The following is a 25,104-nucleotide window of genomic DNA, read 5'->3' on the forward strand; positions in this document are numbered from 1 at the left end:
CCGCAGGAAGCGCACGCCCCCGTGAAGCCCAAGCACGTCCCCGCGGCCGCCGGTGCCCCGGACCCGTACTTCCCGAACAGCGGCGACCACCGCTACCGGGTGCACCGCTACGAGCTGGCGCTGGACTACCGGCCCGGCCCCAACCGGCTGGCCGGCTCGGCCCGGCTGAGCGCGCTGGCGGACACGGCGCTGGCGGAGTTCGCGCTCGACCTCGCCGAGTTCCGGATCGGCCGGGTGCTGGTCGACGGCCGGGCCGCCCGCTACACCCACCGCGGCGGCAAGCTGCGGATCCGCCCGGCCAGGGCGCTCGTGCCGGGCGCCGCGTTCACCGTCGAGGTGCACTACACCGGCAACCCGCGCCCGGTGCGCAGCCCGTGGGGCGGCCTGGGCTGGGAGGAGCTGACCGAGGGCGCGCTGGTGGCGAGCCAGCCGGTCGGCGCACCGTCCTGGTTCCCGTGCAACGACCGGCCCGCCGACAAGGCCACCTACCAGCTGGCCGTCACCACGCCGTCCCCGTTCACGGTGGTGGCGAGCGGCCGGCTGCTGACCCGCACCACCAGGGCGTCCAGCACCACCTGGGTGTACGAGCAGAGCGCGCCCACCCCGACGTACCTGGTGACGGTGTCGATCGGGCACTACCGGCCGGTGCCGCTGGCGGTGCGACCGGCGGTGCCGCAGACCGGCTACGTCCCGGAGCGGCTGGCGGCCGCGTTCGCCCGGGACTTCGCCCGGCAGCCGGAGATGACGGCGTACTTCGGCGAGGTCTTCGGCCCGTACCCGTTCGGCGAGTACGCGGTGGTGATCGCGGACGAGGAGCTGGACGTCCCGGTGGAGGCGCAGGGCGTCGCCACCTTCGGCACCAACCACCTCGGCACCGGCTGGGAGCACGAACGGCTGATCGCGCACGAGCTGGCCCACCAGTGGTTCGGCAACAGCGTCACGATCGCCGACTGGCGGCACATCTGGCTCAACGAGGGCTTCGCCAAGTACGCGGAGTGGCTCTGGTCCGAGCACGCCGGCGGCCCGGGCGCGGCCGTCCACGCCGCCGCCGCGCACCGGCTGCTGGCCGGGCTGCCGCAGGACCTCCGGCTCGACGACCCGGGCCGGAAGCTGATGTTCGACGACCGGCTCTACCAGCGCGGCGGACTGGTGGTGCACGCGCTGCGGCAAACGCTCGGCGAGGACGCGTTCTTCGCGATGCTGCGGGACTGGACGGGCGCCAACCGGCACGGCGTGGTCGCCACCTCCGACCTGCGCGCCCACGCCGCCCGCTACACCACCGCTCCGCTCGGCCCGCTCTTCGAGGCCTGGCTGGAGCGGCCGGAACTGCCGCCGCTGCCGGGCTGAGTGCTCCACCCGGCCCGGCGCCGCGCGGTTCGCCCGCGGCCGGGGCGCGGGCCTGGACCGGGGCCGGGGCGTGGTCCTGGGTGTGGGCATGGGCCTGGGCCTGGACCGGATTAATCGGTCGGCCCCGGGCCCGGGCTGGGCTACTGTCCGTGCATATGTCGATGAGTCCAGAAGCCCACATGACCGACCTGCCCGCCGAGCTGCTGCCCGCCACCCGCCGCGCGCTGCTGCACCGGCTCGCCGTCGCCCAGGCCGAGGGTCGCACGCCCTCGATGGTCGCCGGGGTGCTGCGCGACGGGCAGCCGGTGTGGAGCGGAGCCCGCAGCATGGTCGACGGGCACGCCCCCACCCCGGACGTCCAGTACCGCATCGGTTCGCTCACCAAGACCTTCGTCGCCGTGCTGGTGCTGCGGCTGCGCGACGAGGGCCTGCTCGACCTCGCCGACCCGCTCTCCCGCCACCTGCCCGGCACCCCCGCCGACGAGGCGACCGTCGCCCAGCTGCTCGCGCACTCCTCCGGCCTGACCGCCGAGACCCCCGGCCCCTGGTGGGAGCGGACCGAGGGCTCGCTGCGGCCGGACCTCGGCGACCTCCTGGAGGCCGAACGGCCGCTGAAGCACCCGGCCGGGCGGCTGCACCACTATTCCAACCCCGGCTACGCGTTGCTCGGCGCGCTGGTGGCGAAGCTGCGCGGCGAGCCCTGGGGCGAGGTGCTGCGCCGCGAGGTGCTGGCCCCGCTCGGCATGGGCCGCACCACGCTGCTGCCCGAGCACCCGCACGCCGGGGGCTTCGCCGTCCATCCCTGGGCCGACGTCCTGCTGCCCGAGCCGCTCACCGACACCGGCCTGATGGGCCCGGCCGGTCAACTCTGGTCCACCGTCGCCGACCTGGCCCGCTGGGCGGCCTTCCTGACGGCCGGCGACGACAAGGTGCTGTCCGCCGACTCCCTCGCCGAGATGCGCAGCCCGGCCGTCGCCCCGGACGACGCCGAGTGGACCAGCGGCTACGGCCTCGGCCTGCAACTGCGCCGCCACGAAGGCCGGTTGCTGTACGGGCACACCGGCTCGATGCCCGGATTCACGGCGGGCCTGTGGATCAGCGAGGCCGACGGCCTGGCCGCCTACGCCCTCTCCAACGCCACCAGCGGAGCCGCCAGCGCCTCGGCCCTGGCGGCCCAGCTGATCGCGCTCACCGCCGAACTGGAGCCCCGGCTGCCCGAACCGTGGCGCCCGCTGCCCGCGGTGGACGCGGAACCGCTGGAGCTCACCGGCCCCTGGTACTGGGGCGCCGCGCCGGCCGCCCTGCGGCTGCGGCCCGGGCGGGTGCTGGAGCTCACCCCGCTCACCGCCGCCGGCCGGGGCTCGCGCTTCCGGCCCGAACCGGACGGCACCTGGACCGGCGTGGAGAACTACTTCGCGGGCGAGACCCTGCGGGTGGTCCGCCACCCCGACGGCACGGTCAGCCACCTCGACATCGGCTCCTTCGTGTACACCCGTGAGCCGTACGGCCCGGCCGGCGCCGTCCCGGGCGGGGTCGACCCGGAGGGCTGGCGGACGTTCTGAGCCGCGCGTAGCGATCGTTCCGCAGGGGCGCACGGTGCGGCCGTACGCCCCTGCGGCGGGAGTTGTCCACCCCCGGCGGGCGAGCGCCGGGTGCCGGACAAGTGACCGCCGGGCCACGGGTGTTCCCATTCAACAGGTGCACATCTGCGCTCCGCCGGGCCGCAACATAAATGCCAACCGGCTCGGAGAGACATACGGGGACCGGTTCGCGTCCATGCCCAACCGCCTGCGGACCGGGACGGTGCCCTGGTGATCCACGGCACCGCCGATCGTGCTGCCCTGGAGGGTCCGCCATGACCACCGTCCCCACGTACGCTCCGTCCGCAGTCGCCCCCACCCACGACGCCCGGACGGTCCCCGCGCCCCGCCCCCGGCCCGCCGCCCCGGCCGCGTACACCGTCTCCCTCGCCCGCGACGAGGACGACGTGCGCGCCGCCCAGCGGCTGCGCCACCAGGTCTTCGGCGCCGAGCTGGGCGCGGTGCTGCACAGCCCGGTCGAGGGCCTGGACGTCGACCCGTTCGACGAGTACTGCGACCACCTGCTGGTCCGCGAGGGCGAGCAGGGCGCCGTCGTCGGCACCTACCGGCTGCTGCGGCCCGAGGCCGCCCGCCGGGCCGGCCGGCTGTACTCCGACGGGGAGTTCGACCTCTCCGCGCTCGCGCCGGTGCGCCCCGGCCTGGTCGAGCTCGGGCGCTCCTGCATCCGCCCGGACCACCGGGGCAACGGCGCCGTCATCAACCTGATGTGGGGCGGCATCGCCCGCTACCTGGCCGACACCGGCAACACCTGGGTCGGCGGCTGCTGCTCGATCGAGCTGGCGGACGGCGGCGCCACCGCGGCCCGGGTCTGGGACACCGTCAGCGCCAAGCACCTGGCGCCCGAGGAGTACCGGGTCACCCCGCACCGCCGCTGGGACGCCACCGGGGTGGCGCGCGCCGAGCGGGGCGCGCTGCCGGCCCTGCTCCGAGGCTACCTGCGGCTGGGCGCCTGGGTATGCGGCGAGCCCGCGTACGACCCGGACTTCGACTGCGCCGACCTGTACGTACTGCTGTCGCTGGAGCGCACCGACCCGCGCTACCTGCGGCACTTCCTGTCCGGCGTACCCGCCTCGGGCGCCTCGTCATGAGCGTCTGGCTGCCCACGGCGACCTGCCGGCCCGAGACCTGCCTGGCCGAGGCCTCGCCGGAGGTCTCCCACCCCCGGCGGGCGCTGCGGCTGGCGGCCTGTCTGACCGCCGTGCTGGCGGGGGTCGTGCTCGGCCTGCCGGTCCGGCTGTTCCCGTACCGCGCCCGGATCCTGCTGGTCCGGCTCTGGGCGCGGGCGGTGCTGCGCGCCCTCGGGGTGACCGTCCACCTCGCGGGGCCCGACGGACCGGGTCCCGGCGCGGACGGCGGGGTGCTGGTGGTGGCCAACCACGTGTCCTGGCTGGACATACCGCTGCTCGCCGCCGGTCGGCCGGGCCGGTCGCTGGCCAAGACCGAGGTCCGGCAGTGGCCGGTGCTCGGCCCGCTGATCGCCGGGTGCGGCACCGTCTTCCTGGACCGCGACCGGCTGCGGACGCTGCCGGACACCGTCGCCGCGGTGGCCGGGGTGCTGCGCTCCGGGCAACCGGTGATCGTCTTCCCGGAGGGGTCGACCTGGTGCGGGCGGGAGAGCGGCCGGTTCCGGCCCGCCCTGTTCCAGGCGGCGGTGGAGGCGGGCGCCGACGTCCAGCCGGTGACGATCCGCTACCGGCTGGTGGACGGGCGGCCGACCAGTGTGCCCGCCTTCATCGGGGACGACGGGCTGCTCACCTCGCTCGCCCGGGTGGTCGCGGCCCGCGGGCTGGTCGCCGACGTCACCTTCCTGCCGCCGATCGCGCCGCCCGGCCCGCAGCCCGCCCGGGCGGGCGCCCGGCGCGAGCTGGCCCGCAGGGCGCAGGCGGCGATCGAGGGCATCCGCTGACGGGCCGCCGGTGCGGCGGCCCGTGCGACGGGCGCGTCCGGGCGAGCCGTGCGCCCGGCCGGGCCGCCGACCGGATCGCCGGCCGGATCGCCGATCAGGCGGAGCGGGCCCCGGCCGGCTCCGCCGGCCGCGGACGGACGGCCTCCGGCGGGGCGATCGGACGGGCCCGGCCGAGCAGGACGGCGACCAGGACGGCGGTGACCGCGAGCGCGACCGCCCCGCAGCGCACGGCGAGGTGGATGCCGTCGATGAAGGCGCCGTCCACCGCCTCCTGGAGCGGACCGGGCAGTGCCGCCGCCGCTGCGCCACCGCCGTGCACCGCGCCGGTGGGCGCGTCCGCGATCGGACCGACGGCGTCCGGCGGGACTCCGATCCGGTGCAGGGCGGCCGTCAGGGAGTCGGTCAACCGGCCGGTCAGGACGGCGCCCAGCACGGCGATCCCGAGCACCCCGCCGAGCTCGCGCAGGGTGTTGATGGCGGCCGAGGCCATCCCGGTCTGGGCCGGGGCGACCCGCTGCATCACCCCGATCGACACCGGGGTGAAGGTGAGCCCCATCCCGAGGCCCATCGCGAACAGCGTCCACAGGTATTCGAGGTAGTGCGCGTGGTCGCCGTACAGTGACAGGCCGCCGAGGCCCGCCGCGCAGAGGACGAGGCCGAGCACCAGCGGCGGCCGGGGCCCGTGGCGGGCGGTCAGCCGGCCGGAGAGCGGCGCGGCGAGCACCAGCATCGCGGTCATCGGCAACCCCGCGTAGCCCGCGGCGGCCGGGGACCAGCCGAGGGTGCCCTGCATCATCAGCGGCAGGAAGAACAGCGCGCCGAACATCCCGAAGCTGACCATGAACCCGCTGAGCAGCGCGCCGCCCAGCATGCCGTCGCGGAACAGCCGCAGCTCCAGCATCGGTTCGGCGAGCCGCAGTTCGAGCAGCAGGAAGGCGATCAGCAGCACGGCGGCCGCAGCGCCGCAGCCGAGCACCCGGGCGTCGGTCCAGCCGCGGGACGGGCCCTCGATCAGCGCGTAGACCAGCAGGCCGAGTCCGGTGGCGGACAGGGCGAGGCCGCCGAGGTCGATCCGGCGGGCGCGCGGCGGGATGTCCGGGAGCACCCGGGCGGCGAGCAGCAGTCCGGCGACGCCGATCGGCACGTTGATCCAGAACACGCTGGCCCAGCCGAGGTGTTCGACCATCGGGCCGCCGACCACCGGTCCGACCGAGAGGCCGAGCGCGGAGACCCCGGACCAGGTGGCGATGGCCTTGGCCCGCTCCTGCTCGTCGGTGAAGACGTGCCGCAGCAGGGCGAGACTGCCGGGGGTGAGCAGCGCGGCGCCGACGCCCTGGAGCATCCGGGCGCCTACCAGCACGCCGATCGTGTCGGCGAGCGCGGCCAGGGCCGATCCGACCGTGAAGAGGGCGAGGCCGAGCCGGAACACCCGGGTGCGGCCGTACCGGTCGCCGAGTGCGCCACCGGTCAGCACGAAGGCCGCGTAGACCAGGCTGTAGCCCTCGGCGACCCACTGCAGGCCGCTGATCCCGGCGTCCAGTTCCTGGCCGATGCGGGGCAGGGCGTTGTTGACGATGACGTTGTCCAGCATGGACATGAACATGGTGACGCAGAGCGTGAGCAGCGCGAGCCGTCGGCGGCGGGCGCTCGATTCCTCCATGGGTTCCCTCCCGGTCATGAGCCCCTAACACTGTTAGGGGTCGGCGCGACAGCCACAGAGTGCACCTAACGGTGTTAGATTGCAAGCGGGAATCCACCACACGGCCGGAGGCGTCCGCACACCCATGCCGCAGAACCACCCCGACACGCCCGGGACCGACGACACGACACCCGCCCTGACCAGGGACGCCCTCGCCCAGGCCGCCCTGCGCGTCCTGCAACGGGACGGCCTGGCCGGGCTGTCCATGCGCAAGGTCGCCGCCGAGGTCGGCGTCAAGGCGGCCTCGCTGTACTGGCACGTCCGCAACAAGCAGGAGCTCCTCGACCTGCTCACCGACGCCCTGTTGGGCTCCGCCGAGCCCCCGCCGCGCACCGGCGGCTGGCGCGAACAGTTCCACGCGTACTGCTGGCGCTACCGCCGCCTCCTGCTCGACACCCGGGACGCGGCCAAGGTCGTCGCCGGCCGGCTCGCCCCCGGCCCCCACCTGCTCGGGCTCATGGAGGACCAGCTGGACCGCCTCCGCGCGGCCGGCTTCTCCGACGCCGACGCCGCCATGGCCAGCTACCTGCTGGGCGCCTTCGTCCAGGGCTTCGTGCTCCAGGAACAGTCGCCGATCTCGGCCGCCGAGGTGCTCGGCACCAGCCGCCGGGACATCGCCGACGCCGCCGGCGACCTGTTCCGCGCCCTGCCCGCCGAGACCTTCCCCAACCTGGTCGCCCTCGCCGACGACCTCACCGCGCCGGACATGGACGCCCGCTTCGAGTTCGGCCTCCAGCGGGTCCTCGACGGCCTGGCCGCCCTGCTCCCGCCGGAGCACCGCTGAGCCCCTCCCCGGGATCCGACACCGGGGTAGGCTCGCCGGGCCCACCCCGTACGACCACGGAGGAGTCACCGATGCCCGAGCCGTACCCCCTCTACGAACCGTACGCACAAGGCCTGTTGGACGTCGGCGACGGGCAGCTGATGCACTGGAACGCCTCCGGCGACCCGGCGGGCAGGCCGGCCGTGGTGGTGCACGGCGGGCCCGGCTCCGGCCACAGCCCGGGCACCCGGCGGTACTTCGACCCGGAGCGCTACCACCTCGTCCAGTTCGACCAGCGCGGCTGCGGGCTCAGCCGCCCGGCCGCCGCCGACCCCTCGACCAGCCTGGAGCACAACACCACCGCGCACCTGATCGCCGACATGGAGCGGCTGCGCGAGCACCTCGGCATCGACAAGTGGCTGCTCTACGGCGGCTCCTGGGGCTCCACGCTGATCCTCGCCTACGCGCAGGCCCACCCGGAACGGGTCTCCGCGATCGTGATCTGCGGGGTCACCATGACCCGTCCCGAGGAGACCGACTGGCTGTACCGCGGCGTGGGCCGCTTCCTGCCCGCGGCCTGGGAGGCGTTCCGGGACTTCCTTCCGCCCGCCGACCGCGACGGGGACACCTTCGAACTGCTCGCCGCCTACAGCCGGCTGCTCAACAGCACCGACGAGCCCGTCCGGCGGGCCGCCGCCAACGCCTGGGCCACCTGGGAGGACGCGGTCATCTCGCACGAGACGCTGGGCAAGCCGAACGCGTACACCGACCGGCCCTCCGACGCGCTGATGGCCTTCGCCCGGATCACCGCGCACTACTTCTCGCACCGGGCCTTCCTGCCGGACGGCCAACTGCTGCGCGACGCCGGGCGGCTGTCCGGAATCCCCGGCGAACTGATCCACGGCCGGCTGGACCTCGGCGGGCCGGTCGACACGGCCTGGCAGCTGGTCAAGGCCTGGCCGGACGCCCGGCTGACGGTCATCGACGACTCCGGACACACCGGCAGCCCGCGGATGCGGGACGCGATCCTGACCGCGATCGAGCGCTTCGCCTGAACCCCGGCCGGGCGTCCGGGGCACCCGCCGGGCGCTCACCGGGGCCCTCGGTTCCTCCGAACGCCCGGCCGGTTCGTACAGGTGGGATTCCCCTACGATACGACGCATGATCGCCTATGCCCCAGCCGCCCTGTTCTTCCTGTTGTTCGGAATCGGGGTAGTACGCGACCGTCGCCAGTTCAGCAACGCCGTCCTGCTCGGCATCGCCGTCTCCCTCCTGTCCCTCGCCCTGCTCGCCGAGCTCCGCAAGGCGCCCAGCATGGTGATCACACTCGCGGCGGCGGTCATCGTCCTCCTCCCGGCCCTCGGCACGGCGGCCCTGGTCTGGTTCCTGCTCGCCAACGGCCTGACCATGATCCGCAAGGAGGGCAGACGGCCGGCCAACCTGCTGTCACTGCTCGCCGGGCTGGGCATCCTCGGCGTCATCGGACTGCTGGTCGCCGCCCTCATCGTCCACTCGCGGCCGCTGGCCGCGCTCGCGGGCACCGCGGTGCTCGTGGTCGGCTACATCTCCTTCCTGTTCACCTGCTTCGTCGGCTACGCCTTCCTGTACAGCCGCCACCGGCCGCGCCGGGACGTGGACTTCGTGATCGTGCTCGGCTCCGGACTGATCGGCGGCGAGCGCGTCCCGCCACTGCTCGCCAGCCGACTGAACCGGGGCCGCGAGGTGTACGAGAAGCAGGCCGCCCGCGGAAACCCGCCGGTGCTCATCACCTCGGGCGGCCAGGGGCCGGACGAGAAGCTGCCGGAGTCCCACGCGATGGCCGACTACCTGGTCGAACGCGGCTTCCCCGAGGAGCACATCGAGCGGGAGGACCGCTCGCGCACCACCGAGGAGAACCTGCTGTTCAGCAAGGCCATCATGGAGCAGGCCAAGCCCGACTACCGCTGCGTCGTGGTCACCAACAACTTCCACGCCTTCCGGGCGGCACTGCTCGCCCGCCAGACCGGCGTCAACGGCCACGTCTTCGGCTCTCCCACCGCCCGGTACTACTGGCCGAGCGCCACCATCCGCGAGTTCGCCGCGATCTTCCTGTCCCACAAGCTGGTCAACTTCGGGATCTGCGGCTTCATCGCCCTCTGCGGAGTGCTCGCGGCCCTGTGAGCCGCCCCGGGACCCCCACCACGGCGCGGGGCGCGGGAGTAGGACCATGGCGGCCTGCGCCATGCCCGGGCGGTGGACCCCGGATGACCGTCACATGGCACCGGGCCTGCGGGCGCGCCACGCTGCACGGGACCGGCCCCCACTCCTCCCCCACGTTGGAGTCCCCATGCCACTGCGCCCCACCGCCGCGGCGCTGCTCACCACCGTCGCTCTCGCGCTCGGCGCCGCCGCGCCCTCCGCAGCCGTCGCCTCCCCCGCCGCACCCTCCGCCACCACGGTTTCCCCCGTCACGGCCTCCGCCGCATCCTCCGTGGCGGCGGCCGCCAGCGGCAGCTTCCAGCAGGTCACCGGGTTCGGCACCAACCCGGGCAACCTCGCGATGTACACCTACACCCCCGCCGGCTTGCCCGGCGGCGCTCCCCTGGTGGTCGCGCTGCACGGCTGCGTCCAGAGCGCCACCGACTACTACCGCAACTCGGGCTGGACCAAGTTCGCCGACCAGTACGGCTTCGCGGTGGTGTTCCCGCAGACCAGCAGTGTCAACAACAGCCTCTCCTGCTTCAGCTGGTTCGACGCGAGCCGGGCCGCCCGGGGCGTCGGCGAGGCCAGGTCGGTGGTCGAGATGGTCGCCAAGGCCGAGTCCCTGTACGGCTCGGACGCCCACCGGGTGTTCGTCACCGGGCTCTCGGCGGGCGGCGGGATGGCCGCCGACCTGTTGGCGGACTACCCCGACGTGTTCGCCGGCGGGGCGATCGACTCCGGGCTGCCCGCGCACTGCGCCGCCACCCAGGCCGCCGCCTCCGGCTGCCAGAACTCCGACCAGGGGCTCACTCCGGCCCAGTGGGGCGACAAGGTCCGGGCCGCGTACCCGGGTTACACCGGGCCGTGGCCCAGGGTGGCGATCTGGCAGGGCACCGCCGACACCGTGGTCAGGCCGGTGAACGCGGCCGAGCTGCGGGACCAGTGGACGAACGTCCAGGGCCTCGGCCGTCAGCCGACCGGCACCCGGAGCCTGCCCGGCGGCACCACCCAGGAGGTCTACGCCGATGCGAACGGAAGGCCCGCGGTGGCCGTGTTCACGATCAGCGGGATGGGCCACGGCCTGGCCGTCGACCCGGGCTCCGGGGCCGACCAGTGCGGGACGACCGGCGCCTACTTCCTCGACACGATCTGCTCCGGCTACTACACCGCGCAGTTCTGGGGGCTGGACGGTGGCTCCGGCCCCACCGACCCCGGGCTGCCCGCCCCGACCGGGCTGACCGCGACCGCGACCGCCGGGTCGGTCGCCCTCGGCTGGCAGTCCGTCAGCGGCGCCTCCTCGTACCAGGTCTTCCGCGATGACACCCAGGTGGGCAGCACGACCGGCACGGCCTTCACCGACACCGGGCTCGCGGCCGGCACCACGTACCGCTACACCGTGGCGGCGGTCGACGGGTCGGGCGCCGCCGGCCCCCGGTCGGCGGCGGTGACGGCGACCACTCCGGGCGGGGGCACCCCCCAGTGCTTCACCGCCAGCAACTACGCGCACGTCTCGGCCGGCCGTGCGACCCAGACCGGCGGCCAGACCTACGCGCTCGGTTCGGGCCAGAGCATGGGGCTCTGGAACACCTTCGTCACCCACACTCTGAAGCAGACCGGACCGGGCTACTACGTGCTCGCCGACGGCCAGTGCTGAGCGGAGGGCCGCTGCCGAGCGGACCACCGCTGCCGAGCGGACGGCGGTCACCGCGCCACCCGGTGACGCCGCGAACGCCCGCGCCGCCGCGCCCGCCGTCCGACTCATCCCGCCCCCACCCCCACCCGCGCCTCCGCCCGTAGCCCGGCGAACAGGTCGGTCTCGATCACGCCGTCCCCGGCCGCCGCACCCACCACCGGCACCAGGCTCCGGGCCAGGTGGTAGTCCTCGCTCGGCCAGACCTCGCGCTCGATGTCCCGCGGGTGGGCCATGAAGGCCACGCCCGGCTGGACCTGGGTGGCGTGCGCCAGCATCGCCGCGTCCCGTACGGCGAACTGCTCGGCGCACGCCACCCGGGTGGTGGTGGCCAGGGCCGGCGGGGTGTCGGGCCAGCCGGCGAGCAGCTCGCCCATCCCCGAGGGGACGCCCCGTTCCGTCATGGCCTCGTGCAGGGCCCGGAACCAGGCCCGGGAGAGCGCCAGGTGGTAGTAGAGCTTGGACACCTGCCAGGGCTCGCCCGGCCCGGGATCGTGCTCCGGGTCGGCGGCGGCTTCGACGGCCGCCACCGTGACCCGGTGGGTCATCACGTGGTCCGGGTGCGGGTAGCCGCCGGTCTCGTCGTAGGTGATCACCACCTGCGGGCGGAACTCCCGGATCAGTGCGACCAGCGGCGCCGCCGCGAGCTCCACCGGCCGGGCGGCGAAGCAGCCCTCGGGAAGGGGCTCGTCCGGGCCGGGCATCCCGGAGTCGACGAAGCCGAGGAACCGCTGGCGCACACCGAGGATCTCCCGGGCGGCCGCCATCTCCTCGCGCCGGACGCGGGCGATGTCGGCCCGGACCTCGGGCCGGTCCATGGCCGGGTTGAGCACCGAGCCGCGCTCGCCGCCGGTGCAGGTGGCGACCAGGACGTCCACGCCCTCGGCCGCGTACCGGGCGAGGGTGGCCGCACCCTTGCTGGACTCGTCGTCGGGGTGCGCGTGGACGCTGAGCAGGCGAAGGCCGTCGGGGTGGCGGATGGACACGGGTGCCTCCAGGTCTGGGTGGTCGGGAACCGGCCGGTGGTCAGCCGGATCGGCGGGTGTTCGGGTAGAGCAGCGCCGGAGCGATGGCGAGCGCGGACAGGGCCAGCACCCACCAGAAGGTCTCGCCGAAGGCCGCACCCGGCCGGCCCGGGTGCCCGTCCTGCGCCTGCTGGAGCGCCAGCGTCAGCACCGCCGTGCCGAGCGCCCCGCCCACCCGGTTCAGCACGTTGACCGCACCCGCCGCCGCCGGCACCTGGTCCTTCTCGACGCTCCCGTACACCACTGCCAGGCCGGGGATCGCGATCATCCCCATGCCCGCGCCGCGCAGTGCCAGCGAGCCGGCGATCAGCCAGGCGGCCGGTTCGGAGCCACTGCCCAGCTGGGTGAACGCGATCGTGCCGACCAGGGAGCAGCCGATGCCGATCATGATCAGCGGACGCGGCGCGATGCGGTCGGTCATCCGGGCGGCCAGCATGGCGGTGACCGCCGTGCCGAGGGCCTGCGGTGCCAGCAGCAGACCGGCCTCCACCGCGCCGGCGTGCTTCACCTGCTGGTAGTAGAGCGGCACCAGGAACATCGAGCTGTAGAGCGCGGCGCCCTGCAGGAAGCTGTTCGCCGTCGCCACGCTGAAGCCGCGCCGGGCGAACAGCCGCAGGTCGATCAGCGGCGTCCGGACGCCCCCGCGCCCCACCCGCAGCGCGTACCAGCCGTAGGCCGCCACCAGCACCGCGCCCGCCGCCAGAGCGACCCAGCCGGCCGTTGCGCCGTCACCGATCGTCGCGAGCCCGTAGACCAGCCCGGTCAGGCCGGGCGAGAGCAGCACCAGACCGGTCACGTCCAGCCGGGGCTTCGGTGCGTCCGACGTCTCGTCGGACGGCAGCCAGCGGGCGGCGAGCAGCAGGATCACCAGCCCGACCGGCACGTTCAGCAGGAACATCCAGCGCCAGTCGAAGTGCTCCAGCACCAGCCCGCCGAGGATCGGCCCCAGGACCGGGGCCAGGCTGATCGGAAGCATCAGCGTGCCCATCACCCGCCCGACCCTGGACGGCCCGGCCGCTTGTATGATGATCGCCTGGCCGAGCGGTTGAATCATCCCGCCCCCGATCCCCTGCAGCACCCGGAAGGCGATCAGACTGCCCGTCGACCAGGCCAGGCCGCACAGCGCCGATCCGAGCACGAACAGGACGACCGAGGCCAGCCACGCCCGCCGCCCCCCGAAGCGGCCGGCGGCCCAACCCGAGAGCGGCATGGTCAGCGAGATCGCCAGCAGGTACCCCGTGGCCACCCACTGCATCTCCGCGATCGAGCCGTGCAGATCGCGCCCGACGGAGTCGATGCCGACGTTGACGATCGTGCTGTCCAGCAGCGCGAGCACCGGCCCCAGCGCGAGCACCCCGCCCATCTTCCACAGGCCCGGCGGAATCGGCTCCGGCTCCCCCTCCCGGACTCCTCCCGGCCGGCCCTTCGCAGCAACGGATGCGGTCATGCGCCCTCCCCTGGTCGCCCTTGGGCGAGTCGCCCCCGAACCCGCGTGCCGCCACTTCGACGCTCACCCGGCACACTCTCGGACGCCCACCCGGGCAGCCTCTCCGGCCGCCCCGGGAAGAACTTAGGACGGACCCATCGATTAGGTCAAATCTAATTTCTGTACTCGACCCAGACTCCTGCGCTAGGCTCCCGGCATGACCGAGACCGGGACGACTCCGAACCTGCGCGAGCTCAACAAGCGCCGCACCCGTGAGGCGATCTCGCACGCCGCGACCAGGCTCTTCATCGAGCGGGGCTTCGACCGCACGACCATCGCCGAGGTCGCGGCCGCCGCGGGCGTCGCCAAGATGACCGTCACCAACCACTTCCCGCGCAAGGAGGACCTCTTCTTCGACCTGCACGAGGAGCTCGTCGTCCGGCTCGCCGCAACGGTCTCCGAGCGCGCACCGGGCGAGTCCGCGCTCGCCGCGCTGCGCCGCGACGGCCTCGCCGGGCTCGACCGGCACGACGCCCGACTCGGCTTCTCCGGCCCGGAGTTCGCCCGCACCGTCTTCGACAGCCCCGCCCTGGGCGCCCGGCTGCGCGAGCTGCACGAGCAGAGCGAGACGGCACTCGCCGAGGCACTGGCCGAGGCGGTGCACGAGAGACCCGTCGGCTTCGAGTGCCGGGTCGCCGCCGCACTGCTCGCCGCCGTGGACCGTGCGGTGTTCGCCGAGGTGTTCCGCCGCACCCTGGCCGGCGAGGAGCAGGCGGCGATCGCCGCCGCGGTCCGCCCCTCGGCCCTCCGGGCCTACGACCGCTTGGAGAGCCCCCTCGGGAACTTCGCCGTCCGGAACGCCTGAGCAGGGTCGGGACTGGCCCGGTGGCTGACGCTCCGATTCCAGTCCCCGCCGCTTCACACCGTGCATTGCAGATCGACCGCTACACCCACCACGGCGACCGGATCGCCCGAAGCCCGGACAGCCCCCTCGGCCTGGAGTCCCTGGCGTTTCGTGCCGCGGCTGCCCCGGCCGTGTCGTGGCGATCGAGGCGGTCCGGGACGGCGCCACCGTCCACGACTGGTTCACGGTCCTGCTGGCGATCACCGAGGACCCCGCGCAGGAGCATCCGTTGGCCACCATCCCCTCCACCACGGCGAGGCGCTACCCGAACGGTGGTGAGGGTGCCGACGGCGGACAGCTCGCGTGCGCCGCGTCGGCCGGGGGTGGTGTCATACCAGGCGGTGCGCCCGGAGGTCGGCCATGTACTTGGTAATCAGGTCCGGTGACAGACGGGATGTCGCTCTCCTCGTCGAGGGCTGCGGCCCGGACCGCCGCACGGAACCGGTCCGTCGACAGGGCGGATCCGGCGAGTGGCGGTGCCGGCTCGGCGAAGGCGTGCAGCAGTGGGAGCAGCGAGTGCTGCCTGCGGCGGTCGGGCAGGCCGCGCAGGGCGGTCTCGAAGCGCTCGGTCCACTCGGTGTGGCCGTGGACGCGTGTCAGGGGATGCCCGGCTGCGATCAGCCAGCCGATGCCCGTGTCGAGCGAGATGCCGTCCTCGTGCGGGTTGACCACGTTGTAGGTCCAGTAGCCCTCCCGTGCGCCGTCACCGAGCACGGTGACGGCCCGCGCGGTGAAGTCCACCGGGAGTGCGTCGAAGTGTCCGCGCCCGTCGCCGGTGCCCCCGGCGTAGAAGCTGCCGGGTGCGATGCCCGTCGCCAGCAGGCGCAGCACGAGGCGGGTGAAGACATCCCGGCCGTCAGGATCGCGGGGCCCATGGGTCGTCGTGCTCCGTCGGATCAGACTGTTCGGGATGGAGCATTTCTCGGACGCAGCGCCGCAGTCCCGTCTCGTTCGAGCCGCCGGCGGCGGCCATCCAGGGCAGGCCGTCCATGGCGCGGGCACGCTCGTCGGTGGAGAGGTCGTCGACGGCGGCGCGAAGGTCGTCGGGGACGGGTTCGTCCGTCAGGCAGAGCCAGCCGATCGCGGCGGCCAGCCGGTCCTCGGGAGCTTGCGCCCGGTCCCGCCAGCGTTCTCCCAGCCACACGGTGGTCGGCGGATGGGGGTGGGCACGGGTGCCTTCAGCTGTGGCGAAGACCAGGGCGGCGCGGACAATCGGGTCCTGCTCGGCGTCGAGCCGGGCGCGGAAGGCGGCACGCATCGTGCGGTCGAGGTCGGTAGCGGCGGCCAGGGCGTAGGCGGCGCGGATCCGGATCGCAGGCTCGGGATCGTGCAGAAGAGGCTTCAGGAGGGTGGCGTCGGCAGTGATCGCGACCCGGGTGGCGGCAACCGACCAGCCCGCCGGGTAGCCGGTCACCTCGACACCGTAGCCGTCGTAGAGGTCCTCGTACTGGGTTGCGGCACGGTGGAGCAGCAGTTCGCCACGGGAGGCGACGCCGAAGTAGCGGGCACGGGCCGGGGAGGAGACTTCCGCGAGCGCGTCGGCACGGTACGGGTGGCAGGTGTCCGCGGCGATCCGGATCAGGAAAGGCACGGCGAGCGCAGCGGCGGCCCGCATGTCGTTGGCACAGATACCGCCCACAACACCCGTTCCGGCGCGAACGGATGAACTGCCGGTACGGAGCAGGTCGATGGCCTCCCTGACGTGATCCCCCTGCGGGAAGTTCTCCCAGGGAACTTCGTCGAGCCGGAATCCGTCCTTGACCTCGGACCGCATGGCGGCCACTACCGCACGCACATCGAACGGTCCGCCAACGAATGAGGACAGGTCAGCCCCGCCCGCCAACGCTCGGCACATCGCGAACGTCGGATCAGTTCGCCACTCGCCCACCTCACACCACCCCACCGCTGAGTCGGATCGGAGTAGATCATGCCCGAGCGGACCGACATCACTGTCGAGGCCCTGCCCTCGCGCCGCGGGGGCAAACGCGAGGCCGTCGCTTCCCCAGCAGGCCGCACAGACCGGTGATCGTCAGGCCTTCCTGTTCGAAGCTGGACGTTAAACGACAAGGTGAGTGCCTGTGTTCCAAGGTCCTAGCGGTGCTTGCCGAGGTCAGAAATGGAACAGGCGGATCGGCGCTGTGAGGAGGGGGTTGGATGGCCGTGGCGGCGGCAGCCGTGGATGGTCCGTAGATCCGGCGCCGCCTGGGGGCGGAGGGTCGGGGCTCCTCGGCAGGTGCCACGTAACCGCCCCCGTCCACTCGGCACAGGTCCCACACGCCGGTGCGAGACCTGCGCCCATCCTGACGACCCGTCGTCGAGGATCGGGGCTAGAAGTATCCGATGCCGGCGATCTGCCAGGGTGCTCCGACGTGGGTGGGGCTGCCGTTCTCCTCCAGCACATCGGCTCGGCCGATGATGCTGTTGCCGGCCATGTGCCAGATCTGGGTCTCATCGGTGCTGGTGTTGTGCCAGAGGATGTCCGGGCTTCCGTCGCTGTCGAAGTCTGCGGTGCCGGCGATCTGCCAGGGCGCTCCGACGTGGGTGGGGCTGCCGTTCTCCTCCAGCACGCTCTGCCGTCGGGCGATGCGGTGGGCGTAGTCCATGGACCAGATCTGGGACTCGTTGGTGTTGGTGTTGTGCCAGAGGATGTCCGGGCCGCCGTACGGGTTGAGGCCTGACACGCCGGCGATCTGCCAGGGTGCTCCGACGTGGGTGGGGCTGCCGTTCTCCTCCAGCACATCAGCTCGGCCGATGATGCTCATGTCGTTCATGAACCAGATCTGGGTCTCGTTGGTGCTGGTGTTGTGCCAGAGGATGTCCGGGTATGAGTCGCTCCGGTTGAAGTTTGCGACGCCGGCGATCTGCCAGGGTGTTCCGGCGTGCGCGGCGTTGCCGTTCTCGTCGCGCACGATCCGGCTGGTGAGGTTGCGACCGTTGCTGTCCAAGCATCTGATCACGGTCTCACCGGTGTCGCTGAGGTGCGTGATGACGTCCGCGGTTCCGTTGTGGTCGAAGTCTGCCGCGCCGGCGACCTGCCAGGGTGCCGGGGCCCCAATGGGGCTGCCGTCCGGGCCGACCACGGTCTGCCGGCCGGTGACGCGGGTGTCGTCCATGTACCAGATCTGGAGCTGGTCGAGGCTGGTGTTGTACCAGAGGATGTCCGGCTGCGCGTCGCTCAGCACTTGATCGGCGGGTGGCCCGGTGACCTTGGCGGGTGCGGTCCCGTCCGGGGTGGGGCTGCCGTTGGTCACCGAGACTGCCGGGGTGGTCCCCTTGTCGCCGGCCCGGCCCGTTGCGCTGTGCGCCGGGCCGGTACTCAGGGCTGTCAGAGCGGCGACGACGGCGATGGCCGCGCCGGTCAGGGTTGTCTTCGTTCTGGGCATGGTGGTTCCTCCTGTGCGCGCCGACGGCCTGATGCCGTGGCCTGTGATCCGACGGACGAGAGGAGGCGCCCTTGCGCCGGCCGGCACGTGCGCTCACCCGGCGACCCCGCGCCGCGGCCGGCCGGCGGACCCGCTGGTGTTCGGGGGCGGAGGTGCGCCGCGTCCTGCACAGGTCGTTCCACGGAGTCGGCCACCGGTCACAGGCGCCGGTCCGAAACCATCCCACTGCATGAAGCCTGGTGAGCCGGCCCGGCACGTCGACACGTCCGGTGTGGCGGGGGTGACCATGACGAACAGTGGCAAGCCCTTGCGGCGGAGGCCGGCCGGCACACCCGCCGGTTCAGCTCTGGAGGGAGGCGAGCCAGGCGGTCAGCAGGCGGTTGACCTCCTCGGGACGCTCCTGCTGGATCCAGTGCCCGCAGCCGTCCAGGATGTGGGTGGAGGCCAGGGCGGGGAGGGTGGCCGGGTAGGCGTCGATGGCGTCGGCCATCCAGGTCGTGGAAGCGTCCAGGGCGCCGCCGATGAACAGGGACGGCTGCGTGATCGGGGCTCCGCCGTACTGGGCGAGGTCCTCCCAGTCGCGGTCCATGTTGCGGTAGCGGTTGAGGGCCCCGGTCATGCCGGTGCGCTCGAACTCCCCGGCGTACACGTCGAGGTCGTCCTCGGTCAGCCAGGCGGGCAGCTTGCCGCCGGGGAAGCGGTCGCGCAGCCGGCCGCCGGTGCGGGTCACGAAGTGCGGGTCGGGCTCGCCCTGGGCGGGCATGGTGTCGGCGGACATGGCCGCGTAGAAGCCCGCGAGCCAGCCCCGGAGGTCGGGCTCCATCTCTGCTTCGGCCCGGCCGGGCTCCTGGAAGTACGAGACGTAGAACTCCTGGTCGCCGCCCATCTGCGCGAAGACGTCGGTGGGGCGGGGGCCGCCGGGCGGCGCGTAGGGGACGCTCAGCAGTGCGACGGCGCGGAAGACCTCGGGGTGGAGCAGGGCGGAGGCCGCCGCGATGCTGGAGCCCCAGTCGTGCCCGACGACCACCGCCGTCTCCTCGCCCAGGGCGCGTACCAGGGCGACGTTGTCCTCCACGAGGTCGAGCATCCGGTAGGCGTCCGTCGCGGCCGGCTTGGAGGAGCGGCCGTAGCCGCGCACGTCGAGCGCCACGGCCCGGTATCCCGCCGCCGCGAGGGCCGGGAGTTGGCGGCGCCAGGAGTACCAGGACTCGGGGAAGCCGTGAACGAGCAGGACCAGCGGTCCGGTGCCCTGCTCGACCAGGTGCAGGCGCCCGGCGGGCGCCTCGATGGTGCGGTGGCGCAGGTCGGCGGACGGTGCGGGCTGGTGCATCGCTTCTCCTCGGTTCACGGGCGGCCGCGGTTACCCACCGATCATGCGGCGCGGCGGCCGCACGACGCGAACACCCTTGCCATCGTGGCAAACTGGCAGGACAGGACGGTGGAGGCGGCACGGCCGCAGGGAGCGGGGCGACGGTGACGGTGACGGACGACAGCACAGCCGACACGCTGGCGGCCATGGGCCCCCGGCTGCGGACCGCGCGTGAGCAGCACGGCGCCACACTCACCGGCGTCAGCCGCGCGACCGGCATCTCGCTGAGCACGCTGTCGCGGATCGAGACCGGCCGGCGCAAGCCGACCCTGGAGGTACTGCTGCAGCTCGCGAAGGCGTACGACGTCTCCCTCGACGAGCTGGCCGGCACCGCACCCGCCTCGGCGGCGTCCGGACCGCGCACCCCGGTGCCGCAGCGTTCCGGCAACGACAAGACGGTGCTACCGCTGACCCGGTACGTCGGGGGCCTGCACGCCCACAAGCACGTCCTGCCCGCCGTCGACGCGCCGCCGGCGCGGCCGCGGCAGGTCTCCCACGACGGGTACGAATGGCTGTGCGTCCTGTACGGGCGGCTGTGGCTGGCGCTCGGCGAGCAGGACCTCGTCCTGAGCGCCGGGGACGTGGCCGAGTTCGACACCCGCACCGCCCACGGAGTCGCGAACGCCGGACCCGGCGGACCGGTCGAATACCTGATCATGTTCGGGCCGCAGGGAGAGCGCCTACGACCGCGCACCCCAGCCCCCGACCGCGGGGTCCGGTAGCGCGGAGCACAGCGTCCGGGCCCCGCGCCGGTGCCTGCGGCTTCACGCCTCGGCGGCGGCCGGATCACGTGGTGGTCGGATCACGCGGTGGTCGCAGGCCGCCGGGCGGGGCAGGGAGGTGGAAGGAGTGCCGGCCGAGCATGTTGATGTGGTGCCGCACGACCGCTGAGAGGCGAGTCACGTCCTCGTCACGCCGGTGGCCGGGCTCGTCGGCGGGGCTGAATTTCTCCCGGACGGCCCGGCTGTCGGCGCGGCGGCGGACCCGTCACCGTCAGAGGTCGTTCCTGGACCCCGGCCCATGGGACTTTCGATATCGGTGGGACTCCTCTATGACCAGGCTCGCAACGACGCGGTAGGCCTCGACCGTCACCGCTCTGCCTTCGCCCGCCTCGGCCAGGCGCTCATGGAGGAGGGAATCAGCTGGCACGAGCTCCGACGGGCGGTTCCCACCGCACACACCCACCGCACACCCACCGCACACCCACCGCACACCCACCGAGACGGCGGAGTCCGGGCGCCGGCCCCCCGATGGTGGTCGGCGCCCTCGGTGTCCGGCTGTGAGCGGCGCAGCTGCTGGACGGGCCGGGGGCCGCGCATCCTGTCAGCGGCACCCGGCAGGTGCACTACTCGGGGGCGGGGACGGGGCCGCCCGGTCGGAACCGCTCCACCCCGACAATGTGCCGCACCTTGACCGGGCGCACGATCACCGCGACCCGTTGCTCACCCGGCATGGTCCACTCGTAGCGCTCCACGCCAAGGTACTTGCGGGCCAGCCGGTCCATCCGCTCGTGCGCCTCCTCGCCCTCGATGAAGCGGGCCACCACACCGCTGATCTGCACGCGGTCGAAGGGGTCGGTGGCGTCCGCGTGCGAGAGATAGACCCGCGGGTCGCGACGCAGGTTCTCCTCCTTCACCCGCCCCACCGAGGTGTTGAACGTCAGTTCCCCCTCTCCCTCCAGATCCACCCACATCGGGCTGACCTGCGGTGCCCCGTCGGCGAACACGGTGCCGACGTACCAGATGTTGGGTGCCTGCAACCGAGCGCGGACGGCTTCGTCGAATGTCGCGGTCATCCCGGGAGGCTACCAACCACGAAGGGTGCCAACCGCGTACTCGGGTGGAGCCACTGATGAAGCCGTGAGGGTCTGTTCTGCCGGTCGGGGGTGGGGTAGAGGCGTTCGCGCTGGCGGCCTCGGCGGCGAGGCGAATCCTCAGCAGTTCGTTCAGGCGGCTGAAGTGGCAGAACGCCAGCTGAGCAAGGTCGGCAGCCCCGCAGGCCAGGATTGCCGAGCGCAAGGCCCACAGGTCGGCTCACCCAGAATCGATCAGCAGGAACGTTGGATCACATCTCGCGCCGGTTGTTCGTCCAGGAGATCTCCTGGAGAACATCCTCAGGAGTCGGCACCGCGTCCGGGTAGTGCTGGCGGATCTCCCGGACCACCGAGCCATCCGCGGTGCAGAGGTCCCAGCTCGTGCTGTCGAACTCCCGCAGCACCACCCTCAGCTCATCGCCCGCATACCCCACGAAGTCCGCGTCAACGAACTGAAGGTCCGGCGCGACCAGGGCCAGTAGCTCAAGGGTGCCGATCCCGGCACCGGAGGAAGCCTTCTCGATCTCGGCAAACCTGGTGACCAGTCGAGCATCGTCGATCCGCACCCTCCAAGTGAGACCGAGTCCGAAGCTCCCGAGGCGCACAAGGAGTTCCGCCAGCGTGACGTAGTACCGCGTGGAGGCACGGTCCTGCCCAGGAGGACGATCACGCCAGGCCGCGAACGTGATCGACTGAAACGCGCCAGGGGGCCTTGCCATCGATGCGGGCTCGATTCGCTTGCGAGGATCAGTGTGCTCTCACATCATGATCTTCCTTGGCCGCAACCGCAGCCGCAGATCATTTTGAAACCGTCAGCCACTGGGGTTTTCGTTCGGCTGCCGGGCAGTGACAGGACAGGTAGTGATCCCCGAACAGGTGCGGTTCGAGGCCGCCGCCCTGTTCGAGGCAGGCGAGAGCACCTCGGTGACGCCGCCGAACGCCCGCACCTGGGGCCGGCGCGGGCACGCACCCCTCGTCCGTGCCCGGGGACGCTCCCGCCGTCGGATCCCGGTGGCCGCGCCGTGCTGCTACAAGCCCTGCCAGAAGTGCAGGATGATCCACCGGCCCCGCTTCCACCATCCGCTCAAGGGAGCCCGCAAGAGCTTCGCCTGGATGCGGCGGCCCACGACCAGGATCGGGCCGGCGGGCTCGAAGAGCTGTGAGGTCTGCTTCTCGTCCACCGCACCGGCGCTGGGCGGTGCTCGTCCGGTCAGCCCAGCGATGCGCTCGCCGCGCGCAGTTCGTCCAGGGCCGCGAGGGTGTACCCGGCGAGCTCGCCCTCGGCGCCGCGGTCGTCCTCGGCCCATTCGGCGTACCCCCGCTTGAAGGCGAGGACGCCCAGCTCGCCCGCGAGGGCCGCGGTCGGATCGGGCACGCCGCGGGCGACCAGGGCGGTTGTCATCGCGGCCGCGAGGCTGACGGTCTTGAGGGCGTCGCGCTCCTGCAGCTCGGCGCTGGCGGCGACGGCGGCCTTCAGGCGGGGGGCGAGCTCGCGGCTCCCGGGGCCCATCGCGGTCGAGGCGCGTTCGAGACCGGCGGCGACCGCCTCGAGCGGGCTGGCGTCACCGGGCGCGTCGGCGATCCCCTCGGCCAGCAGCCGGCTGAGCGTCTCCTGCCCGGCGACCAGCAGTTCACGCTTGTCGGGGAAGTGCCGGAAGAAGGTGCTCTTGGTGACCCCGGCACGCTCGGCGATCTGCGCGACCGTGGTGGCGTCGTACCCCTGCTCCGTGAACAGGTCGACCGCGGCCACGACGAGGCGTTCACGCGCACCTGGTTCCCATCGACCCATGGGGTTCAGCATACGTGATGGGACTCTTGTCCCATCACTCTGCTACGGTGATGGGACAAGAGTCCCATCACTTCTGGGAGGGTTCCATGCGCGTCTTCGTCACCGGCGGCACCGGCCTGATCGGTTCCGCCGTCGTCGCCGAACTCCTCGGCAACGGCCACACCGTCCTCGCACTCGCCCGCTCCGACGCCTCCGCACGGGCCGCCGAGGCAGCCGGCGCCGAACCGCTGCGGGGAGGCCTCGCCGACCTGGACGTCCTGCGTTCGGGTGCCGCCCGGGCCGACGGGGTGATCCACCTGGCCTTCGGCAACGACTTCAGCAGCCCCGAGGCCCTCGCCCGGAACGTCGCCGAGGAGACCGCCGGCCTCACCGCCCTCGGCGAGGAACTCGTCGGCAGCGACCGCCCCCTGGTCACCGTCTCGGGAACGCCCTGGGCGCCGGGCCGTACCTCCACCGAGGCCGACCCGGTACCGACCGACGGGCCGGTCGGCGGCCGCGGTCGCACGGTCACGGCGATCCTGGGCCTGGCCTCGCGCGGGGTCCGCAGCACGTCCGTACGCCTGCCGCGGACGGTTCACAACGAGGGCACGGGCGGGTTCGCCGGCCTACTGACCGACATCGCACGCCGAAGCGGGACCTCCGGATACCCCGGCGACGGCACCCAGCGCTGGCCCGCGGTCCACGCGCTCGACGCGGCCGTTCTCTTCCGGCTCGCCCTGGAGCAGGCGCCGGCCGGTACCGCCTGGCACGCGGTGGCCGACGAGGGGGACCGGGTACGGGACATCGCGGCCGTCATCGGCCGACGGCTGGGCCTGCCGGTCGAGTCGGTGCCGGAGGAGACCTACGGCCCGCTCGGCCCGATCTTCAGGGCCGACCAGCCCTCGTCCAGCACCCGCACCCGGCAGGCGCTCGGCTGGGAGCCGAACCACCCCGGCCTCCTGGAGGACCTGGAGAACATCCAGCCCTGACCGGCGACCGACCGTCCCGCCGCAGCGACATCTCGCATCCGCGCATCCGCGCATCCCGCGGTCGGCGCGCTCCGGCTCCCGACCCGTTCCCCCGTACCGGCACCGACGACCGGGCCCGCCGGCGCCGGTCCGCCACCCGCGAGGCAGCGACACATCCCGCAGCACCCCCGTCGATGCGGCAATTCATGTCCACAACAAGCAGGAGGTTCCATCATGGTGGCAGTCGTCTTCGGCGCCCGCGGCAACGTCGGTCGTCATGTGGCCGACGGCCTGCTGGCCGCCGGCGAGCAGGTCAGAGCGGTCAGCAGGACCCCGGCCACGCGCTGCACGCCCGGGTGCGAAGCAGTCGTCGCCGACCTTGAGCGTCCCGAGACGCTCCCCGCAGCGCTCGACGGCGCCGACAAGGTGTTCCTGTACGGAATGCTCGACCCCCGGAAGCCCTACGACATCGAGGAGGTCGCCGCAGCGGCCGCAGCCGCGGGGATCCGGCAGGTGGTCCTGCTCTCGTCGGTGTCGGTCTCCCTGGACCCCGACGCCGACCACCCGGTCACCCGCCTGAACCGCACGATCGAGCAGGCCGTCCAACGGTCCGGCATGGACTGGACGTTCCTCAGGCCGGGGACGTTCGCGACCAACACCCGCACCTGGTGGGCCGAATCGATCCGCACCGACAACGTCGTCCGCCTTCCCCGTCCGCTCGCGCAGTCGGCACCGGTGCACGAGAAGGACATCGCGGCGCTGGCGGTGACCGCCCTGACCGAACCGGGCCACTCGCACCAGGCCTACACCATCTACGGGGCAGAGTCCCTGACCCTGCGACGCCAGGTCGAGCACATCGGCGAGGCCATCGGCCGTCACATCCGGATCGAGCACATCTCCGACGAGCAGGCCCGCACGGAAGTCGCCAGAACCATGCATCCGGTCGTGGCCGAGGCGATCGTGAGTCAGTGGGCCGCCGCCGACGGCATCGTGGCCACGACGTCCGTCATCACCGAGAAGATCACCGGCGCTCCGGCACACACCTACGCCCAGTGGGCCGTCGACCACGCCGACGACTTCCGCTGAGCCTGCCGTGCCGACCGGCCGTACGGGGCGGCCCGGCTGCTCGGCACTCCGGATTCCGCCGCCCTGGCCAGTACCCCCTGCGGGGGGGGGGGGGGGGCCCCCCCCGCCCCCCCCCCCCACCCCCCCCCGACGATATTAAAAAAACAAAAAATATATTGGGGTGGGGGGCAAGAAA

At 73.0% G+C, this 25,104-nt stretch carries 23 protein-coding genes; 12 read left to right on the top strand and 11 right to left on the bottom strand.

Annotated elements, in window-relative coordinates; all coding sequences use genetic code 11:
- The first annotated feature begins 21 nt into the window (after positions 1-21).
- The 4 genes from ACFVHV_RS16260 to ACFVHV_RS16275 all read left to right on the top strand — a co-directional run bounded on the left by ACFVHV_RS16260 (position 22) and on the right by ACFVHV_RS16275 (position 4,854).
- Entirely contained in the window at positions 22-1,347 is a 1,326-nt protein-coding gene (locus ACFVHV_RS16260; RefSeq protein WP_380351707.1) for a M1 family metallopeptidase, read from the top strand.
- Positions 1,348-1,526: 179 nt separating this feature from the next.
- A complete protein-coding gene (locus ACFVHV_RS16265) occupies positions 1,527-2,909 on the top strand; it encodes a serine hydrolase domain-containing protein (RefSeq protein ID WP_380351709.1) in 1,383 nt (460 codons plus the stop codon).
- A 293-nt stretch (positions 2,910-3,202) separates the two neighbouring features.
- Positions 3,203-4,036 (top strand): GNAT family N-acyltransferase, encoded by an 834-nt coding sequence (locus tag ACFVHV_RS16270; protein WP_359903728.1) that lies wholly within the window; start codon positions 3,203-3,205, stop codon positions 4,034-4,036.
- Positions 4,033-4,854: a lysophospholipid acyltransferase family protein gene (locus ACFVHV_RS16275; RefSeq protein WP_380351711.1), complete on the top strand. Its 822-nt coding sequence runs from the start codon at positions 4,033-4,035 to the stop codon at positions 4,852-4,854. Before ACFVHV_RS16270 ends, ACFVHV_RS16275 begins: the two co-directional genes overlap by 4 nt.
- A gap of 94 nt (positions 4,855-4,948) precedes the next feature.
- On the opposite strand, the gene ACFVHV_RS16280 is transcribed toward ACFVHV_RS16275, so the two are convergent.
- Positions 4,949-6,514 (bottom strand): MFS transporter, encoded by a 1,566-nt coding sequence (locus ACFVHV_RS16280; RefSeq protein ID WP_380351713.1) that lies wholly within the window; start codon positions 6,512-6,514, stop codon positions 4,949-4,951.
- Positions 6,515-6,638: 124 nt separating this feature from the next.
- Here ACFVHV_RS16280 and ACFVHV_RS16285 point away from each other — a divergent pair, with 124 nt between their 5' ends.
- The 4 genes from ACFVHV_RS16285 (at position 6,639) to ACFVHV_RS16300 (ending at position 11,151) form a co-directional block, all read left to right on the top strand.
- Positions 6,639-7,337: a TetR/AcrR family transcriptional regulator gene (locus tag ACFVHV_RS16285; RefSeq protein WP_359903720.1), complete on the top strand. Its 699-nt coding sequence runs from the start codon at positions 6,639-6,641 to the stop codon at positions 7,335-7,337.
- A gap of 71 nt (positions 7,338-7,408) precedes the next feature.
- Positions 7,409-8,371: a prolyl aminopeptidase gene (pip, locus tag ACFVHV_RS16290; RefSeq protein WP_380351715.1), complete on the top strand. Its 963-nt coding sequence runs from the start codon at positions 7,409-7,411 to the stop codon at positions 8,369-8,371.
- A 106-nt stretch (positions 8,372-8,477) separates the two neighbouring features.
- Positions 8,478-9,476, top strand: a complete 999-nt coding sequence (locus ACFVHV_RS16295; protein WP_380351717.1) for a YdcF family protein — start codon at positions 8,478-8,480, stop codon at positions 9,474-9,476.
- Positions 9,477-9,642: 166 nt separating this feature from the next.
- Complete coding sequence (locus tag ACFVHV_RS16300; protein ID WP_380351719.1) at positions 9,643-11,151, top strand: PHB depolymerase family esterase; 1,509 nt, start codon at positions 9,643-9,645, stop codon at positions 11,149-11,151.
- A 104-nt stretch (positions 11,152-11,255) separates the two neighbouring features.
- Here ACFVHV_RS16300 and mca read toward each other — a convergent pair whose 3' ends face one another.
- Both mca and ACFVHV_RS16310 read right to left on the bottom strand, forming a co-directional pair.
- A complete protein-coding gene (gene mca / locus ACFVHV_RS16305; protein ID WP_380351720.1) occupies positions 11,256-12,173 on the bottom strand; it encodes a mycothiol conjugate amidase Mca in 918 nt (305 codons plus the stop codon).
- A gap of 40 nt (positions 12,174-12,213) precedes the next feature.
- Positions 12,214-13,659, bottom strand: coding sequence for an MDR family MFS transporter (locus ACFVHV_RS16310; RefSeq protein WP_359903706.1), 1,446 nt, complete (start codon positions 13,657-13,659; stop codon positions 12,214-12,216).
- Between the two features lie 196 nt (positions 13,660-13,855).
- Between ACFVHV_RS16310 and ACFVHV_RS16315 the strand changes: the two genes are divergently transcribed.
- Positions 13,856-14,503: a TetR/AcrR family transcriptional regulator gene (locus ACFVHV_RS16315; RefSeq protein WP_380351722.1), complete on the top strand. Its 648-nt coding sequence runs from the start codon at positions 13,856-13,858 to the stop codon at positions 14,501-14,503.
- Positions 14,504-14,803: 300 nt separating this feature from the next.
- On the opposite strand, the gene ACFVHV_RS16320 is transcribed toward ACFVHV_RS16315, so the two are convergent.
- The 4 genes from ACFVHV_RS16320 to ACFVHV_RS16335 all read right to left on the bottom strand — a co-directional run bounded on the left by ACFVHV_RS16320 (position 14,804) and on the right by ACFVHV_RS16335 (position 19,255).
- Positions 14,804-15,373 carry a hypothetical protein gene (locus ACFVHV_RS16320; RefSeq protein ID WP_380351724.1) on the bottom strand — a complete coding sequence of 190 codons (570 nt, stop codon included), beginning with the start codon at positions 15,371-15,373 and terminating at the stop codon, positions 14,804-14,806.
- Between the two features lie 25 nt (positions 15,374-15,398).
- Positions 15,399-16,430, bottom strand: coding sequence for a hypothetical protein (locus tag ACFVHV_RS16325; protein WP_380351726.1), 1,032 nt, complete (start codon positions 16,428-16,430; stop codon positions 15,399-15,401).
- Positions 16,431-16,869: 439 nt separating this feature from the next.
- On the bottom strand, positions 16,870-17,925 hold the full coding sequence (locus ACFVHV_RS16330; protein WP_380351727.1) for a hypothetical protein: 1,056 nt from the start codon (positions 17,923-17,925) through the stop codon (positions 16,870-16,872).
- A 340-nt stretch (positions 17,926-18,265) separates the two neighbouring features.
- The gene (locus ACFVHV_RS16335; RefSeq protein WP_380351729.1) at positions 18,266-19,255 is read right to left on the bottom strand and encodes an alpha/beta fold hydrolase; all 990 of its coding nucleotides are present in this window, start codon (positions 19,253-19,255) and stop codon (positions 18,266-18,268) included.
- Positions 19,256-19,440: 185 nt separating this feature from the next.
- On the opposite strand from ACFVHV_RS16335, the gene ACFVHV_RS16340 reads away from it, so the two are divergent.
- Complete coding sequence (locus ACFVHV_RS16340; RefSeq protein ID WP_359903817.1) at positions 19,441-20,016, top strand: helix-turn-helix transcriptional regulator; 576 nt, start codon at positions 19,441-19,443, stop codon at positions 20,014-20,016.
- 623 nt (positions 20,017-20,639) lie between these two features.
- Here the strand turns inward: ACFVHV_RS16340 and ACFVHV_RS16345 are convergent.
- The 4 genes from ACFVHV_RS16345 to ACFVHV_RS16360 form a co-directional block, all read right to left on the bottom strand.
- Positions 20,640-21,089 carry a TIGR03618 family F420-dependent PPOX class oxidoreductase gene (locus ACFVHV_RS16345; RefSeq protein ID WP_380351731.1) on the bottom strand — a complete coding sequence of 150 codons (450 nt, stop codon included), beginning with the start codon at positions 21,087-21,089 and terminating at the stop codon, positions 20,640-20,642.
- Between the two features lie 269 nt (positions 21,090-21,358).
- Positions 21,359-21,826 (bottom strand): hypothetical protein, encoded by a 468-nt coding sequence (locus ACFVHV_RS16350; RefSeq protein WP_380351733.1) that lies wholly within the window; start codon positions 21,824-21,826, stop codon positions 21,359-21,361.
- A 309-nt stretch (positions 21,827-22,135) separates the two neighbouring features.
- Positions 22,136-22,288: a hypothetical protein gene (locus ACFVHV_RS16355; RefSeq protein ID WP_359903691.1), complete on the bottom strand. Its 153-nt coding sequence runs from the start codon at positions 22,286-22,288 to the stop codon at positions 22,136-22,138.
- Between the two features lie 29 nt (positions 22,289-22,317).
- On the bottom strand, positions 22,318-22,896 hold the full coding sequence (locus tag ACFVHV_RS16360) for a helix-turn-helix domain-containing protein (protein WP_359903689.1): 579 nt from the start codon (positions 22,894-22,896) through the stop codon (positions 22,318-22,320).
- Positions 22,897-22,982: 86 nt separating this feature from the next.
- Between ACFVHV_RS16360 and ACFVHV_RS16365 the strand changes: the two genes are divergently transcribed.
- The gene (locus ACFVHV_RS16365; protein ID WP_380351735.1) at positions 22,983-23,864 is read left to right on the top strand and encodes an SDR family oxidoreductase; all 882 of its coding nucleotides are present in this window, start codon (positions 22,983-22,985) and stop codon (positions 23,862-23,864) included.
- Between the two features lie 213 nt (positions 23,865-24,077).
- Complete coding sequence (locus tag ACFVHV_RS16370) at positions 24,078-24,929, top strand: SDR family oxidoreductase (RefSeq protein WP_380351737.1); 852 nt, start codon at positions 24,078-24,080, stop codon at positions 24,927-24,929.
- Positions 24,930-25,104: the final 175 nt, after the last annotated feature.

The sequence above is a fragment of the Kitasatospora sp. NPDC127116 genome, from assembly GCF_042677365.1.
GTDB classification, from domain to species: domain Bacteria; phylum Actinomycetota; class Actinomycetes; order Streptomycetales; family Streptomycetaceae; genus Kitasatospora; species Kitasatospora lactacystinica.